General features: G+C 29.9%; 15 protein-coding genes. 8 read left to right on the top strand and 7 right to left on the bottom strand.

The features are described from left to right. Nucleotides 1-219 precede the first annotated feature (219 nt). The 3 genes from RT714_RS07940 to RT714_RS07930 form a co-directional block, all read right to left on the bottom strand. Nucleotides 220-414 carry a DUF4177 domain-containing protein gene (locus RT714_RS07940; RefSeq protein WP_313757040.1) on the bottom strand — a complete coding sequence of 65 codons (195 nt, stop codon included), beginning with the start codon at nt 412-414 and terminating at the stop codon, nt 220-222. Nucleotides 415-566: 152 nt separating this feature from the next. Then, nucleotides 567-1415: a DMT family transporter gene (locus RT714_RS07935; RefSeq protein ID WP_313757039.1), complete on the bottom strand. Its 849-nt coding sequence runs from the start codon at nt 1413-1415 to the stop codon at nt 567-569. 125 nt (nt 1416-1540) lie between these two features. Beyond that, complete coding sequence (locus RT714_RS07930; protein ID WP_313757038.1) at nt 1541-4975, bottom strand: pyruvate carboxylase; 3435 nt, start codon at nt 4973-4975, stop codon at nt 1541-1543. 507 nt (nt 4976-5482) lie between these two features. On the opposite strand from RT714_RS07930, the gene RT714_RS07925 reads away from it, so the two are divergent. The 4 genes from RT714_RS07925 (at nt 5483) to RT714_RS07910 (ending at nt 8870) form a co-directional block, all read left to right on the top strand. Continuing rightward, nucleotides 5483-6349, top strand: a complete 867-nt coding sequence (locus RT714_RS07925) for a DMT family transporter (protein WP_313757037.1) — start codon at nt 5483-5485, stop codon at nt 6347-6349. Between the two features lie 233 nt (nt 6350-6582). Beyond that, a complete protein-coding gene (locus RT714_RS07920; protein WP_313757036.1) occupies nt 6583-7404 on the top strand; it encodes a transporter substrate-binding domain-containing protein in 822 nt (273 codons plus the stop codon). A 91-nt stretch (nt 7405-7495) separates the two neighbouring features. Next, nucleotides 7496-8152 (top strand): amino acid ABC transporter permease, encoded by a 657-nt coding sequence (locus tag RT714_RS07915; protein ID WP_313757035.1) that lies wholly within the window; start codon nt 7496-7498, stop codon nt 8150-8152. Then, nucleotides 8145-8870 carry an amino acid ABC transporter ATP-binding protein gene (locus tag RT714_RS07910; protein WP_313757034.1) on the top strand — a complete coding sequence of 242 codons (726 nt, stop codon included), beginning with the start codon at nt 8145-8147 and terminating at the stop codon, nt 8868-8870. The genes RT714_RS07915 and RT714_RS07910 overlap by 8 nt, the downstream gene beginning before the upstream one ends. A 56-nt stretch (nt 8871-8926) precedes the next feature. Here the strand turns inward: RT714_RS07910 and RT714_RS07905 are convergent, their stop codons facing one another. Further along, entirely contained in the window at nt 8927-9526 is a 600-nt protein-coding gene (locus RT714_RS07905; protein ID WP_313757033.1) for a nitroreductase family protein, read from the bottom strand. Nucleotides 9527-9799: 273 nt separating this feature from the next. Between RT714_RS07905 and RT714_RS07900 the strand changes: the two genes are divergently transcribed. The 4 genes from RT714_RS07900 (at nt 9800) to RT714_RS07885 (ending at nt 14705) form a co-directional block, all read left to right on the top strand. After that, nucleotides 9800-11263, top strand: coding sequence for a sigma 54-interacting transcriptional regulator (locus RT714_RS07900; RefSeq protein WP_313757032.1), 1464 nt, complete (start codon nt 9800-9802; stop codon nt 11261-11263). Nucleotides 11264-11465: 202 nt separating this feature from the next. Then, nucleotides 11466-12425, top strand: a complete 960-nt coding sequence (gene speB, locus RT714_RS07895) for an agmatinase (RefSeq protein WP_313757031.1) — start codon at nt 11466-11468, stop codon at nt 12423-12425. Between the two features lie 37 nt (nt 12426-12462). Next, nucleotides 12463-13929, top strand: coding sequence for a nucleoside recognition domain-containing protein (locus RT714_RS07890; RefSeq protein ID WP_313757030.1), 1467 nt, complete (start codon nt 12463-12465; stop codon nt 13927-13929). A gap of 305 nt (nt 13930-14234) precedes the next feature. Next, a complete protein-coding gene (locus RT714_RS07885) occupies nt 14235-14705 on the top strand; it encodes a YbaK/EbsC family protein (protein ID WP_313757029.1) in 471 nt (156 codons plus the stop codon). A gap of 36 nt (nt 14706-14741) precedes the next feature. On the opposite strand, the gene RT714_RS07880 is transcribed toward RT714_RS07885, so the two are convergent. From RT714_RS07880 to cobU, 3 genes are read right to left on the bottom strand one after another with little or no spacing between them, the layout of a single operon-like run. After that, nucleotides 14742-15308 carry a histidine phosphatase family protein gene (locus RT714_RS07880; protein ID WP_313757028.1) on the bottom strand — a complete coding sequence of 189 codons (567 nt, stop codon included), beginning with the start codon at nt 15306-15308 and terminating at the stop codon, nt 14742-14744. Continuing rightward, nucleotides 15299-16033, bottom strand: a complete 735-nt coding sequence (gene cobS, locus RT714_RS07875; RefSeq protein ID WP_313757027.1) for an adenosylcobinamide-GDP ribazoletransferase — start codon at nt 16031-16033, stop codon at nt 15299-15301. The genes RT714_RS07880 and cobS overlap by 10 nt, the downstream gene beginning before the upstream one ends. Further along, nucleotides 16030-16566, bottom strand: a complete 537-nt coding sequence (cobU, locus tag RT714_RS07870) for a bifunctional adenosylcobinamide kinase/adenosylcobinamide-phosphate guanylyltransferase (RefSeq protein ID WP_313757026.1) — start codon at nt 16564-16566, stop codon at nt 16030-16032. Before cobU ends, cobS begins: the two co-directional genes overlap by 4 nt.

The following is a 16566-nucleotide window of genomic DNA, read 5'->3' as shown; positions in this document are numbered from 1 at the left end:
CCCCCCCCTCTGTCTTAACCTTTCTTAAAAAGATTATATATTGAGCGGCCTCTCGTTTATATATTGTAATAACTTCTAATCTGGTTCATATTTTTTATAATTTATAACATAAAAATGAGCTAAACTAGCAAATCTTATAATATAAAAGTTTACTAGTTTAGCCCATTTATAGCAAGTTCCTATATAACAGTGAAATAAGTAAAATAATGGTTTTTAATACTATTTTCTCCTTTTAAAGACAGCTATTGCTTCTCTACTATAACCATTACTTGCATTTGTTGAAAAGCAAGATACTAATTCCCATCCTTGCTCTCCCAATTTATTAAGTTGATAATCAAATTCCTCTATATCTAGTATCCCTCCCATCATACCTTTAGGTTCAACCTTAATAGTCTTATATTCCCATTTTTCCATGATAATCCCTCCAATTATTATATATTCTGCTTTAATAATAAAGTTTTTGCTCTTCTATATATGATTCTCTAAATATCTCAAATATATATCTTATATACTTATTTTTCTTATATTGCAAAACAAATAAAATCAATTCAGTAACATTTAACCTTTTACTCCTCCTGAACTTCCAGCTTTGATACATAAATCCCCCTAAGCATTACAGTAACTATAACCACTATACCTCCTATAATAGCATAAGTCCCTGGTTTTTCACCTGCAAAGATATATACCCATAACGGATTTAATAAAGGCTCAATAACAGTAATTAAAATGGCCTCTAATGCACTAAGATATTTTGTTGCATTTACATAAAATATATATGGGATTCCAAGTTGAAATACTCCCATTATAATAATTATAATCAGGCTTTTTACATCTGGTAATGATATAAATATAAAAGGAATTGCTATAATAAATGTCAACATATTTCCAAAAAAAGTAGTGTCTATAGCTGAGCCATCTTTTTGTAATCTAAGAGAAATAGTCATACATGCCATAGAAAACCCTGATAATATCGCTATAATATTACCTAATGTATTCCCTATATTTACATTATCTATAAAAAATAATATCATTCCTAAAAATACAGCTATTATTGAAACTATATCATACCACCTGATTTTCTCTTTTAAAATCCATACTCCTAAGATTGCTACAAAAATAGGAGCTGTATACTGTAATAATATTGCATTTGCCGATGTAGTAAGTTTATTTGCTATAATAAAAAACAACATAGTAGTACAAGTGGTTATAGAACCTAGAATTTGTGGTTTTGATTTTGTGAATTTAGGCTTTTTTATATAAGTCAACATCACTAATGCAGCTATAAGACTTCTAAAACCTGATATTGATATGGGATTCCAATCTACTAATTTAATAAATATTCCACCTGTACTCCACATCATCGAAGCAATAGCTGCTAAAATTATTCCTTTATATCGATCACTTTTTATTTCCATCACTCCAGCCCCTTTAGAAAATATTTCATTCTATATATTTTATCTAATTTTATTTAATCTTGCTATCCCTTTTTAATAAATTATTAAAAGGTTAAGCTAATTATTTAACCTAACCTTTTTATAATTTATTCTAACCTTATTAAGAGTTCCCCTGCTTCTATATTTTGTCCTTCCTTAACAGCTATTGAGGATACAATGCCCGAAGCTGCTGCTGTAATTTGAGTTTCCATTTTCATAGCTTCAATTATTGCAACTAATTGGCCTTCTGCAACCTTTTCACCAAGTTTCACTAAAATCTTAGCTACAGTTCCTGGGATACTTGCTCCAATTTCAAATTTGTTTTCCATATCTGCCATTTGTTTTGTAAAGGATCCTTCCTTTACAATATTACTTGCCTTATCTAGGATTTTTATTGCCCTTCTACTATCATTGACCTCAAAATACAAGGTTCTATATCCTTCATCATCTAATCTACCTATCTCTAGAAGTTTAATGACTAAAATCTTTCCTTCTTCAACTTCTACTTCTCCAATCTCACCTTCCCTTAAACCATGGAAAAATATATCACTGTCCATTCTGCTAAAGTCCCCATATTCTTCAGCATATTTTAAATAATCTTCGAAAACTTTTGGATATAGGGAATATGACAATATGTCTTTTCTTTCTGGAGTTATATTATATTTTTCACTAATATGTTTTTCTATTTTGCTAAAATCTTCAGGCTCTAGTAATTCTCCTGGTCTACAGGTTATAGGTTCTTCTCCTTTTAATACTAATCTTTGAAGTTTTTCAGGAAATCCTCCCATAGGTTGACCCATCATACCTTGAAAATATGATACTACTGAATCTGGGAATGCCATATCCTTAGCTTTATCATAAATATTTTCTGGAGTCAAATCATTTTGAACCATAAATATAGCCATATCTCCTACAACCTTAGAAGTTGGGGTTACTTTTACAATATCACCTAACATTTCATTTACAACTTTATACATTTCTTTTACATCTTCAAATCTATGACCTAATCCAAAGCTTTCAACCTGTGGCTTAAGATTGGAATATTGACCACCTGGAATTTCATATTTATATATCTCTGCAGTTCCTGATTTTAATCCAGATTCAAATTGATTGTATATTGGTCTTATAGTACTCCAATAATCAGATATAATTTGTAAATCATCTAAATCTAGACCTGTACTTCTATCAGTATGTTCTAAAGCAGCAACCACTGAATTTAACGCAGGTTGACTTGTTAATCCTGACATACTATTAAAAGCAGTATCCACTATATCTACACCTGCATGAGCTGCCATCAGTACTGTTGCTATTCCATTTCCACTGGTATCATGGGTATGAAGATGTATCGGAATACTGATTTCTGATTTTAATGCTTTAATAAGTTCATAAGCTGCCTGAGGTTTCAATAGAGAAGACATATCTTTAATCCCTAGTATATGAACTCCTGTCTTTTCTATTTCCTTAGCAGTCTTTATATAATAATCTAAAGTATATTTAGTCTTTGATTTATCTAATATATCACCTGTATAACATATACAAGCTTCTGCTACTTTTCCTACTTTTAATACCTCATCTATGGCTACTTCCATACCTTTTAACCAGTTCAATGAATCAAATATTCTAAATACATCTATACCTCTTTCAGCAGATTCTCTGACAAATTCTCTAATTACATTATCAGGATAATTTCTATATCCTACTGCATTTGCACCTCTTAGAAGCATTTGGAATAATATATTAGGTATCTTTTTTCTTAAGACTTCTAACCTTTCCCAAGGAGATTCATTTAAAAATCTATAAGCTACATCAAAGGTTGCTCCTCCCCACATTTCTATAGAAAATAAATCCTTTCCTAATACAGAAAGAGCTTTAGAAATCCTATACATATCAGCAGTTCTCATCCTAGTAGCCATTAGAGATTGGTGTGCATCTCTCAATGTAGTGTCTGTAATTAACAAGGACTTATTGTTTTTAATCCAGGTTACTAAGCCTTCAGGCCCATTTTCATCTAATATTTGCTTAGTACCATATTGTTCTTTAGGTCTAGTTACCTTTGGAACCTTTGGAATATCAAAATCCGGTTTATTTCCTTTTGTTTCATTTACTACCTTTTCTCCTATAAAGTTTAAAACCTTAAGCTCCACATCAGCTTTTGTAGTAATATCAAATAGTCCTGGATTATATGTGATAAAACCAGTATCACATTTTCCAGCTAAAAATTCTTCATGATTTAATACATTTATTAAAAAAGGAATATTAGTCTTTACTCCTCTGACTTTTACTTCTTTCAATGCTCTTTTAACTTTCCTTGCTGCATCTTCAAAAGTCCTAGCCCAAGAAGTTACCTTTACTAAAAGACTATCATAATATGGACTAATATTTGCACCAGTAAATCCACTGCCTCCATCAAGTCTAATACCAAATCCAGAACCAGTTCTATATATATCTATATTTCCTGTATCTGGAGCAAAATTATTTAATGGATCTTCTGTAGTAACTCTACATTGTATTGCATAACCTCTTGGTTCTATGCTTTCCTGTCCTTTTATTCCTATTTCATCAGAATCTAAAGGATATCCTTCAGCTATTAAAATTTGGGATTGAACTATATCAATTCCAGTAACCATTTCAGATACAGTATGTTCTACTTGTATTCTAGGATTTACTTCAATAAAATAGTGGTTTCCATGTCTATCTAATAAGAATTCAACAGTTCCAGCATTTCTATAATTAACTGCTTTTGCTATTTTAACTGCATCATTACATATATTTTGTCTTTGCTCACCACTAATTGAAAATGCAGGAGTATATTCAATAACTTTTTGATGCCTTCTCTGTATTGAGCAATCCCTCTCAAATAAATGAACTATATTTCCATATTTATCCCCTAATATTTGAACTTCTATATGCTTTGGCTTTTCAAGATATTTTTCAATAAATATATCGTCAATACCAAAGGCTTTTTTAGCTTCATTCTTTGCACTATAATATTCTCTAATTAAATCCTTTTCATCTTTTACTACTCTCATACCTCTACCACCGCCACCAGCAGCAGCTTTAAGTATAACAGGATATCCAGAGAACTTAGCAAATTCCATAGCTTCTTCTTCAGAACTTACAGCCTTTTCAATTCCTGGGATAGTTGGCACTCCTACACTATTTGCTACTTTTTTAGACTTTATTTTGTCTCCTAAACTATCCATCATACTATGAGTTGGTCCTATAAATTCAATGCCTACTTCTTTACATTTTCTTGCAAACTCTGGATTTTCAGATAAAAAACCATATCCTGGATGTATAGCATCTACTCCTTTTTTCAATGATAACTTAATTATTTCGTCTATATTCAAATATGCCTCTATAGGCCCTTTGTTTTTTCCTATTAAATAAGATTCATCTGCTTTTGTCCTAAATAAAGAATTTTTATCTTCATTGGAATAAATAGCCACAGTCCTTATTCCAAGCTCACTACAAGCTCTAAATATTCTTATGGCAATTTCTCCCCTATTGGCAACTAAAATCTTTTTAAATTTTCTCTCCATTTATAACACCTCCAAATGCTTAATAATTTCTCCTATAAATTCTTTAGTTCCTAAATTTCCTCCTAAATCTATTATTCTACAGTTTTCATCCTTTAATGAGCTTTTTATTTTTTTGCAAGTTTATCTATTTTATATTTCTTTTTATATAGAAAAATTATAATTTACCATTTAATATACTTTTTTTACAAATATGGATATTTTTTTGTTTCGATTTTTCATATTCTTGTTTAACATGTTCATTAGCTGTTTTCGCAGAATGATTTGATTATAATTTTAACATCTCACTTTAATGCAGTAAACAATATTTTAAACAATTCTAGCATAGTTTTTTAATAATAGCAAGTATATTTCTGCATGTTTTTATTTCTTTCTTGCATCATGTTAAGAGCTTTATATTTGATAAAAATACATTCTAATAAATCTAAGTCTTTTCTAGTATATTAATTGCTTATAATAAAAAAGTTCTATATACTTAAAATATGATTAATTGCATAAGGAGGAAAAATTATGAATACTAAATTAAAAGGAACATTGTCAGTTATGATTTCAGCGATTATCTTTGGTAGTATGCCTTTAATGGCAAAAATAGTCTTTAAAGAAGGTGGAAACCCTACAAGTCTAGCTTTCTATAGATTCTTATTAATAATTCCTTTTTTATATATATTAATAAAAAGAAAGAAAGAGGAAACTTTGAAGATTACTAAGGAAGAATTAAAAAAGATAATTTTAGTTGGCACTATTGGATATGGGGCAACAGCTTTACTACTATATTTATCTTACAACTATATCCCTTCTGGTATGGCGACAACAATACATTTTGTATATCCTATATTTGTAATACTTGGATGCATATTATTTTTTAAAGAAAAACCAAATATTATAAAGATAATTGCAGTTATACTTTGTGTACTTGGAGTTTTAATGTTCTATGATGGCAATGGTGACATTAATTTTATAGGAATATTTCTTGCTTTTGCATCAAGTATTACATTTGCATTTTATACTATATACCTAGATAAAAGTGGTTTAAAAGAAATGAATACAATAAAATTAACTTTTTACCTTTGCTCAATAGCTGCAGTTATGATGTTCATATTTAGCATAATAACAAAAACATTTACTATACATATGAAGCCTTTAGGATGGCTTATGTCTTTATTCTTATCTTTATCAGTAGGATTGGGTGTAAACTTATTCCAAATTGGAATTAAAATAGTAGGGCCTCAAAGTACATCTATTCTGAGTACCTTTGAACCTATTACTAGTGTTATTATCGGAGTATTAATTTTAAATGAAAGTTTTGGAATAAGAACCTTCATTGGAATAGGAGCAATACTTATTGCAGTAATATTGATTTCAATTTTTGACAAATAAAAAGATGCAAGAAGAATCTTGGAAGTTCTTCTTGCATCTTTTTATTAAATGTAATATAATGGTCTTTAAAATTTACTATCATAAAGTATAAAGGAGGCCTTAATCTTGAAAAGTCCAGACAACTACGAGAGCATTTGGAATTCTATTACAATTCAACTTGGAAAGAATTCCGAAGACACCAGATTTTTCTCAAAATTATAATCAAATAATATATAATTTTGGGAGGAATAAAAATGTATAAAAAAATAATTATTAGTATTCTTATTATAAGTATGATGGTTGCAATGGTAGGCTGTAATAAAAAAGCTATAAATGCAGATTCAAATTCTACTGCTGCAGGAAAACTTGCTAAAATAAAAGAAAAAGGTAAAATAGTACTTGGTACAGCAGCTGATTATCCCCCTTATGAATTTCATAAGCTAATCAATGGCAAAGATGAAATAGTAGGATTTGATATTGATATTGCTAAAGAAATTGCGACTGATATTGGAGTAGAACTTGAAATCATAGATATGAAATTTGAAGGCTTACTTCCTGCCTTAGTTACCGATGATATTGATTTTATAGTTGCAGGTATGGTAGCCGATGAAAAAAGGAAAAAATCTGTTGATTTCTCTGTTCCTTATTATCAAGGTAAACAAAGAATAATAGTAAGGAATGAAGATAAAGATAAATTAAAAGAGCCAAAAGACTTTAATGACTTAAAAGTTGGAGCTCAAAAATCAACAGTTCAAGAGGAAATTGCAGCAGAAAAGTTTTCTAATGCTGAATATATAGGTTTAAGCAAGATAACTGACTTAGTATTAGAACTTAAAAATAAAAAAATAGATGGATTAATATTAGTTGAGCCAGTAGCTATTGCTTATGTAGCTCAAAATAAAGATTTATATATGCCTGAAATTATGCTAGGTCAAGAAGATGGTGTGTCTGTAGCAGTAAATAAAGGTAACCCAGACTTATTAAAAGCAATTAATGAAACATTAGATAAACTAATAAATAATGGTTCCATAGATAAATTCATTCAAGATGCCTCTGCATTAGCAGATGAAAGTTAGGTGAAAATATTTGGCAAAAGGAAATAGGCTAAATAAGCTTACTTTCTTTTGCCAATATCTTTAGACAACTTACATTTTAGGAGGTATATTAATGGATTTAGAATTTTTAATGGAATATTATAGTTATTTTTTAAGTGGTACTGCTACAACTCTTTTAATATCATTTTTTGGCGTAATTTTTGGAACGATTATTGGGATATTCTTAGCTTTAATGAAGCTTTCAAGTAATAAAGTTTTAAGAGGTATTTCATCAACTTATATAGAAATTGTTAGGGGCACTCCCTTAATCCTCCAAATATACTTAGTATATTATGGTCTTCCTAAAGTCCTTCCTTTTCTTCCAGACTCTAGGCTATTTCTTGGAACCATGGCCATATTCCTAAATAGTGCGGCATATGTTGCTGAAATAATAAGGGCAGGTATTCAGTCAATAGATAAAGGTCAAATGGAGGCTGGAAGATCTTTAGGTATGCCTTATGGTATGACTATGAGATATATAATAATACCTCAAGCATTCAAAAATATTTTACCTGCATTAGGTAATGAGTTTATTGTCTTAATAAAGGAATCTGCAATAATATCTGTTATTGCTGTTCATGACATTATGTACAATGCTGATACTTTAAGAGGTATAACCTATAGACCATTTGCTCCACTAATATATGCAGGAATTATTTATTTTGTTATCACTTTCTCGCTTTCAAAATTAGTAGGTATTTTAGAAAGGAGGCTTGGTTCTGGTGATTAAAGTTAAAAATCTTTATAAACAGTTTGGTGATTTAGAAGTATTAAAGGGAATTGATGAAAATATAGAAAAAGGTGAAGTAGTAGTTATAATAGGTCCTAGTGGCTCAGGAAAATCCACCTTTCTAAGATGTCTAAATTTATTAGAAATACCAACTAGCGGTGATATTTTCTTTAAAGATGTATCTATAACTGATGTAAATAATAATATAAATAAACAGCGTGAAAAAATGGGTATGGTATTCCAGCAGTTTAACTTATTTCCTCACCTTACAGTATTAGAAAATATAACCATAGCACCTATGAAGATTAAAAACATGGCAAAAGAAGAAGCTGAAAAAATTTCTATGGATTTACTTAAACGAATTGGCCTAGACGATAAAGCAAATACCTATCCTAATAAACTATCAGGTGGACAAAAGCAAAGAATAGCCATAGTAAGAGCACTGGCCATGTCACCAGATCTCATGTTATTTGATGAACCAACATCTGCTCTAGATCCAGAAATGGTAGGAGAAGTATTGGATGTAATGAAATCTTTGGCAAATGAAGGAATAACTATGGTAGTAGTTACCCACGAAATGGGTTTCGCTAAAGAAGTTGGAAACAGAGTAATCTTTATGGATGATGGTAAAATTTTAGAAAGCGGTACTCCTGATGAAATATTTAATAATCCACAACATCCAAGAACTCAAGACTTTTTAAGAAAAGTTATAAGATAAAATAATACTCCTCTCTAGTTTAATCTTATTTGATTATTCCCAGAAAGGAGTATTTATTATTTAAATATCTTAATTCTCTCTTCTAAGGGAGCATATTCTTTTTCTCCCGGTTCTGCTGTTGGTTTTCCAAAGGGCATTTGAGCTATCAACTTCCATTTATTAGGTATATTCCATTCTTTTTTTACATCTACTTCAATAAGCTCATTATAATGTTGGAGTGATGCTCCATACCCTTCTAGTTCTAATGCTGTCCATATTACAAATTGATGCATTCCATTGGTCTGCTGAGACCAAATAGGAAAATTTTCTTTATAAGTCGAAAATTCTCTTTGTAAGTATTCTACTACACTAGAATCCTCAAAGAATAAGATTGTACCATATCCCGCCTCAAAGGAGTTAATTTTTTCTTCAGTAGAAGAAAAGTTATCGGCTGCTACTATTTTTCTCAATGATTCTTTAGTTATATCCCATAATCTTGTATGATGATTTCCAAGTAATAAAACTACTCTTGTGCTTTGGGAGTTAAATGCTGATGGGGTATGCTTTACTGCATGTTCTATAATCTCTTGAATTCTTTCATCGGATACTACTGTATCTTTGCTAATACCATAATATGTTCTTCTATTTTTTACTGCTTCATAAAAATTCACTGTCATTTTTATTCCTCCATTTAGTTTTATTTCTATAATTAATATTTATTAATTAATTATTTAATAATTTCTTTTAACTTATTATGTACTCTTATACCCATTAAAATACAAATATATCTTAGATGCAAGTGAATAATTCGTCTGTTCTAATAATATATAAGAATCCTCCTCTTGTATCTGCCTTTAATAAAGCAAATTTAAGTGATATAATATAAACGTTGTAAAATAAATATACAAATTTATCTGAATCTAATTTTCTATTTTATGGAGGATAAAATTATGACTAAAAATAGCTTTTCAAAGGATATTCCTATTATCGTAAAAAACAATGGTTTAAAAGACTGCGAAAATGCTTATGAAGATTTAATGGAAGAATTCAATGCTATTCTTGATGCCTCAAACGACGGAATACATATTACAGATGGAAAAGGAGTTACTTTAAGATTTAATAAATCCTGTGAAAGAATTGATGGTGTAAAGGCTGACTATGTAATAGGAAAACACATGGAAGAATTAGTAGCAGAAGGTATATATTCCGAGTCCGTTGCCTTAGCTGTGATTAAAGAACAAAAACAAATTTCTATGCTCCAACAAGTAAATGGTAAAGAAGTTATAGGAACAGGAACTCCAATATTTAAAAATGGAGAATTATATAGAATTGTTATAAACTCCAGAGATATAACTGAATTAAGAGATTTAAAAAGAGGTTTGGAAGAAGCTAAATTAATTAACAAAAAATATCAACAAGAACTAGATATTATCAGTTCTAAAGATAAAGCAAAGAACAACAACATCATCTATAATAGTGAAAAAATGGATAAAATAATAGATTTAGCACTAAGGGTAGCTAAAGTAGATTCAACAGTTCTTATTGAGGGTGAATCTGGTGTTGGTAAGGGAGTTTTAAGTTATTTTTTACACAACAACAGTCTTAGATATAATAAGCCTTTTATTAAAATTAATTGCGGTGCAATACCAGAAAACCTTTTAGAATCAGAATTATTTGGTTATGAAAAAGGATCCTTCACTGGGGCAAATAAAGAGGGAAAAGTAGGATTAATCCAACTGGCAGATAAAGGAACTTTATTTCTTGATGAAATAGGAGAACTACCACTGAATTTACAAGTAAAACTACTAAACGTAATACAAAATAGAGAATTAACTAAAGTAGGAGGTACTACTATAATACCTGTTGATATTAGAATTATTGCAGCCACAAATAGAAACTTACAGGATATGATAAAAAATAAAACCTTTAGAGAAGATTTATATTATAGACTTAATGTGGTTCCCATAACAATTCCTCCTCTAAGAGAGCGAAAAGAAGATATACCCCCACTTATTTTAAATTTCTTAAATAGGTTTAATGAAAAATATAATTATAATAAAAAAATAAGTCCAGAAGCTATGAAAATATTATTGCGTTATAATTGGTCTGGAAATATTAGAGAAGTTGAAAACCTTATTGAAAGGCTAGTAGTCACAACTAATGATGATATTATTAATAAGCAGGATATCATTGATTGCCAACTGGTTTCTATAACAGATTATTCAAGTTTCGATATAAATAAGATCAGCAGCTATAAAAATATTATTGCAGAATATGAAAGAAAATTACTCCTAGATATAATGTCTAAATGCAAAAGCACCTATGAAATGGCTGAAATATTAGACTTAGATAGAAGCACCATAAGAAAAAAGTTCAAAAGACTAAATATTAAACTAGAATTTAAAGAGGAATAGTTTCCCTCGAGGAAATCATTCCTCTTTAAATTCTTTGTGTTGACTAACTCTTATTTCATAAGAATTTAAACATTTACAGGAGGAAATTATTCCTCCTGTTTTCAATGTCCTTGTTATAAATCATTGATTTATCGTCTTATTTTTTTGGCACAATACTTGCTATATAATATATCGAAAAATAAAATTTATTTGGAGGTATAAAATGGAAAATATTAATGCAAACCAACCAGCAAGTGCATCATCCTCACCAAGATTTGTTAACATGGGTACATTTATGAGGATGCCAAGAATTGACAGATTAGAAGGTTTAGACTTTGCTATTGTGGGAATCCCCTTTGACACAGCAAGTTCCTTTAGAACTGGTGCAAGATTTGGTCCTAATGGAATAAGAAACATCTCTGTAATGATGAAGCCTAATAATGTAATAATGGAAATCAATATCTTAGATGAACTAAAGGGCGGAGACTATGGAGATATAAATATAGTCCCTGGTTATATATTACCTAGCTATGAAAAAATCGAAGAGGAAATGACTAAAATCGTCAATGCAGATGTTACACCTATAGCTTTAGGAGGAGATCACTCCATAACCCTTGCAGAATTAAGAGCAGTTGCCAAAAAACATGGTCCAGTAGCATTGGTTCATTTTGATTCCCATGCAGATATTAATGAAGAAGTATTTGGTGAAAAATATAATCATGGAACTCCTTTTAGAAGAGCTATTGAAGAAGGCTTAATAGATCCTTCACATTCTATCCAAATTGGTATGAGAGGTTCCTTATATGACCCTAACGAACATAAAATGGCTGCTGAACTAGGTCTAAAGCTAATCCCAGCTCATAAAATCAGAGAAATGGGCTTTGACGAACTATTAAAACAGATTAAAGAAAGAGTAGGAGATAAAAAAGCTTTCCTTACTTTTGATATTGACTTTGTAGACCCAGCCTATGCTCCTGGTACAGGAACACCAGAAGTAGCAGGATTCACTTCACTTGAAACTTTAAATTTAATAAGAGGAATTAAAGAATTAAACTTTGTAGGTTTCGATATTGTTGAAGTCGCACCACCATATGATTTTGGAGAGATTACATCCTATATGGCTGCTAATATTGCTTTCGAATTTTTATCAATTCTTGCCCTAAAGAAAAAGAATAGTAGATAATAAGATAAAAATAGACCAAAGACTGGAGGATTTATATATGTCCCATACTTTGATTAAGGGAGATAATTTAGAAGAACTAAAAAAATTAAATCTAGATTTAAATGATGTGACAGTTCTAGACTCTTTATCCTTAAACAAAAAAAGCAGCCGAATAGGTTTGATAAAATCTATCTTTTTTACTGCAATTGCCATATTCATATTCTTTATACCTTTAACCATAAAAGGAACAACAGATGTCCCTTTTGGTTTTATATACAATTTTTTTATAAAGGCTTTAGGAAACTTTGGACTATGGTTAATAACTTTAGTTATAGTATTTACAGGAATTTTAAGTGTATATGGAAAATTTTTTGCTAAAAAAAATACTATGCTAAATAACTATTTTGGTGAAGATTCTGTATTTCATCCTTTTTTATATTTATTAGGCGGCTTCTTCACCTTAGTATATACTCTTGATGCAACAATCCCTGGCTTTACAGGACCAGAATGGATAGTAGGCTCTAGCACTGGAGGAACTGTTGTCCCAGCAATAGTAATGGGTGTTGCATGGATAATCCCTGTAGGCTGTTTCTTTATGCCTTTCCTATTGAATTATGGAGTAATAGATTTTGTAGGTTCATTGATGGAACCTCTAATGAGACCTGTCTTCAAAGTACCTGGAAGGGCAGCAGTAAATGCTATAGCATCTTTTGTTAGTTCTTCATCTGTAGGAGTTTTAATTACAAATAAACTATATAATACAGGAGTTTATACTGAAAAAGAAGCTGTCCTAGTTGCTACAGGATTTAGCGCAGTAAGTGTAGGGTTTGCTTACATGGTAATTAAAACGGCAGGCTTAGCTGATCATTTCTTAAAAGTGTATTTTATAGCATTATTCATTACCTTATTGATTAGTGCTATAATGTCAAGAATACCACCTCTATGTAAAAAGAAAGATATTTATTATAATGGTAAAATCCAGACGAAGGATGATATTAAAGCCCAAAGAAATAGAGGAAAGGGAATTATTAAAACAGGTTTTGATAGGGCTATAAAAAAATCTTATACTGCTAATAACATTTTTAGAGAAATAAAGTCCAGTTTAATTGATGGTTATGTTGTATTTCCTAAAGTATTGACTTTATTAGCTTCTATGGGAATTTTAGGATTAATTGTTGCTGAGTATACTCCATTTTTTAATTGGATTGGTGCTTTATTTGTTCCACTACTTAAATTGTTCCAAGTACCTAATGCCGTTGAAATAGCACCTTCTCTCCCAGTAGGAATTGCTGAAATGTTTTTACCAGTATTATTGATTGCTGATAAAGTAGAATTACTAGATATAGGTGCTAGATATGTAGTCACAACCATATCAATAGTCCAAATTATTTTCTTTTCTGAAACTATAGTTGTAATGATGGCAGCAAAATTACCAGTAAAATTAAGCGAATTAATTATTTGTTTCTTTCAAAGAACTATTTTAGCTATACCGATAACTGCATTATTTATGCATATATTATTTTAAATATTAGAACTACAAAGGTGGAGTTTATTAAAATACTCCACCTTATATTTTATACCCTTTATATAGTTCTTACTTTTCTAAAACAAACTCCATTTTCTTAATAAATAGAATTGTCATAATATCTTAAGAGAGATAAAACTCTTTTAGTAAAATTTAATTGATATATAACAATGTAAAACTAAGATTCAAATAGAACTTAGATTGTGTAAACTATATTTATCTTTCCTTTTAAATTAAACTTGATTTTTTTGAATATTTACAGTATTATAGTTGAAATACTTAATTATTTAAAGGAGTAAAGGAAAATGGCTATAGAAAAAGTAAAAGATTATTTAGAGCAATTCAATAAGGCTCAGTATATTCTTGAACTGAAAGAATCAACAGCTACAGTTAAATTGGCTGCAATAGCTTTAGGTACTGAAGAAGCAAGGATAGCAAAATCTCTATCCTTCTATGACGGAGATGGAGCCATGGTTATAGTAGTTGCAGGGGATGCAAAGGTTGATAATAAAAAGTTTAAAAATGAATTTAACTTTAAACCTAGAATGTTAACTCCAAAAGATGCCCTAAGCTTTACTGGACATGAAATTGGAGGTGTATGTCCCTTTGCTCTTCCAGAAAATATAAAGGTATATCTAGATAATTCTATGAAAAGATTTACTACAATGTTTCCTGCCTGTGGCAGCAGCAATTCTGCAATTGAGCTTACTTTAGATGAGTTGGAAAGAATATCTAAAAGTTCTAAATGGATAGATGTTTGTAAAGGCTGGGAATAAAATTTAATGACACAAGAGAGCAACTCTCTTGTGTCATTAATTATAATTCAACTTCTTTATATATTTATATCCTTCATCTATTGATATTATATTTATACTTCCATTATCTACTTTAAACCTAAAGAAATAATCTGGATTATCGAATATCCATGATAGAGCTAATCGAATAACACAATCATGAGTAATTAATAGAATATTTTCATCCTGTTTTGATATTTCTTCTAAGAATTCACTTATCCTACTATATACACCTAATATGCTTTCACCTTTAGGTATAATATAATTTTGTGTATCATCTAACCATAGTTTAGTTTCATTGGGATGAATCTTTGATATTTCTTCAAAGGTTTTTCCAGTAAAAATTCCAAAGTTAATTTCTCTAATTCTTAATTCCTCTATTCCAGTTAACCCCAAATTCTCTAAAGTTTCCACTGTTCGTTTTAATGGACTATAGTATACCTTATCATAGCTAAATTTTTTTAATAGTTCTTTAGTATTTTTTATCTGAATTGTTCCATTTTCTGTAAGATTGGTATCATCTCTGCTGAATATTCTTTGTATATTATCCTCTGATTCACCATGCCGTATCATAATTATATCCATAACATCACACCCCAAAAACCAAGTAAAGAAATAGTATCTCCTATTTCAATAACAGCACCATATACATCACCAGTAAATCCTCCTATCTTTTTATAAGCTACATAGGATATATACTCTCCAACTAAAAAATTAATTAATAATGGAATTATATATCTTATATCTAATAATATTAATATGGTTATATAAAAAATTCCACTTACTATCATTAGGCTTTTAGGATTACTCTGATGGAATAAATCTCCTAATCCCCCTGGTCTTGCATTCTTCTTATATGCTATTATTCTTGCAACTACTAGTCTGCTATTTGCGAAGGATAGGGTTATAGCTAGGGGTAGATTTTTAATACTATAAATCAATATAAATTTAAATAGAATTAATAGAATTAAACTAAGTACCCCAAAAGCTCCTATTCTACTATCCTTCATTATCTCCAAGGTTCTTTCCTTATCCCTATTGGATAAAAATCCGTCAAAAGTATCTGAAAGACCATCTAAATGCAGTCCACCCGTTGCTATTATTGTAGTTAATAATCCTAAGAAGGATGCAATTAAATTATTATAAGGATAAATTAAATAATATACTAATCCTCCCAATGCTCCTATAATTGCTCCCACTAATGGAAGAAAAAATATACTATAATTAATATTTTTTCCACCGAAATCTACATTTATATTAACAGGTATATGAGAAAAGAACTGTAAGGAAAGTATAAACCCTTTTATCATTTAATTTTCACTGGTATGCCACAACATACCAAATAAACCTCATCTACTAAGGATGCCAATCTTTGGTTTACCCTTCCTTGAATATCTCTAAAAACCCTAGATATATGATGTTCTGGAACTATAGAATCTCCCACTTCATTTGTTACCAAAATTAGATTATAGTTTTTTAATCTGATTTCTTTAACCAAATTTTCCAACTCTAAAACCACTTTGTTTTCTATTTCTTTTTGAAGATTATAGTCTATATAATCGGTATCCTTTGATATATCAAACATTATATTAGATGTAAGGACAGTTATACAATCAAGGAGATAGTTTTCCTCTTCACCTATGGAATCTTTAATACCATAATTCCCCTCATAGGTTCGCCATTTTTTTGGTCTAGATTTTTGATGAAGTTTTACTCTTTCTCCCATCTCAGTATCTGTTATTTTAGATGTTGCTATATATACTACATCTGTTTTATCTTTATATAGACTTTCTGCAAAACTACTTTTACCTGAACGAGCCCCACCTGTAACTAAAACTATCAT

The sequence above is a fragment of the Tissierella sp. genome, assembly GCF_032104385.1.
In the GTDB taxonomy this organism is placed as follows: domain Bacteria; phylum Bacillota; class Clostridia; order Tissierellales; family Tissierellaceae; genus Tissierella.
Note: the sequence above shows the minus strand (reverse complement) of the source record. Positions and strands in the feature narration are given on the sequence as shown.

Coding starts and splice junctions, on each gene's coding strand:
- RT714_RS07940 (WP_313757040.1), bottom strand. CDS start 414: ATGGAAAAATGGGAATATAAGACTATTAAGGTTGAACCTAAAGGTATG.
- RT714_RS07935 (WP_313757039.1), bottom strand. CDS start 1,415: ATGGAAATAAAAAGTGATCGATATAAAGGAATAATTTTAGCAGCTATT.
- RT714_RS07930 (WP_313757038.1), bottom strand. CDS start 4,975: ATGGAGAGAAAATTTAAAAAGATTTTAGTTGCCAATAGGGGAGAAATT.
- RT714_RS07925 (WP_313757037.1), top strand. CDS start 5,483: ATGAATACTAAATTAAAAGGAACATTGTCAGTTATGATTTCAGCGATT.
- RT714_RS07920 (WP_313757036.1), top strand. CDS start 6,583: ATGTATAAAAAAATAATTATTAGTATTCTTATTATAAGTATGATGGTT.
- RT714_RS07915 (WP_313757035.1), top strand. CDS start 7,496: ATGGATTTAGAATTTTTAATGGAATATTATAGTTATTTTTTAAGTGGT.
- RT714_RS07905 (WP_313757033.1), bottom strand. CDS start 9,526: ATGACAGTGAATTTTTATGAAGCAGTAAAAAATAGAAGAACATATTAT.
- RT714_RS07900 (WP_313757032.1), top strand. CDS start 9,800: ATGACTAAAAATAGCTTTTCAAAGGATATTCCTATTATCGTAAAAAAC.
- speB (WP_313757031.1), top strand. CDS start 11,466: ATGGAAAATATTAATGCAAACCAACCAGCAAGTGCATCATCCTCACCA.
- RT714_RS07890 (WP_313757030.1), top strand. CDS start 12,463: ATGTCCCATACTTTGATTAAGGGAGATAATTTAGAAGAACTAAAAAAA.
- RT714_RS07885 (WP_313757029.1), top strand. CDS start 14,235: ATGGCTATAGAAAAAGTAAAAGATTATTTAGAGCAATTCAATAAGGCT.
- RT714_RS07880 (WP_313757028.1), bottom strand. CDS start 15,308: ATGGATATAATTATGATACGGCATGGTGAATCAGAGGATAATATACAA.
- cobS (WP_313757027.1), bottom strand. CDS start 16,033: ATGATAAAAGGGTTTATACTTTCCTTACAGTTCTTTTCTCATATACCT.
- cobU (WP_313757026.1), bottom strand. CDS start 16,566: ATGATAGTTTTAGTTACAGGTGGGGCTCGTTCAGGTAAAAGTAGTTTT.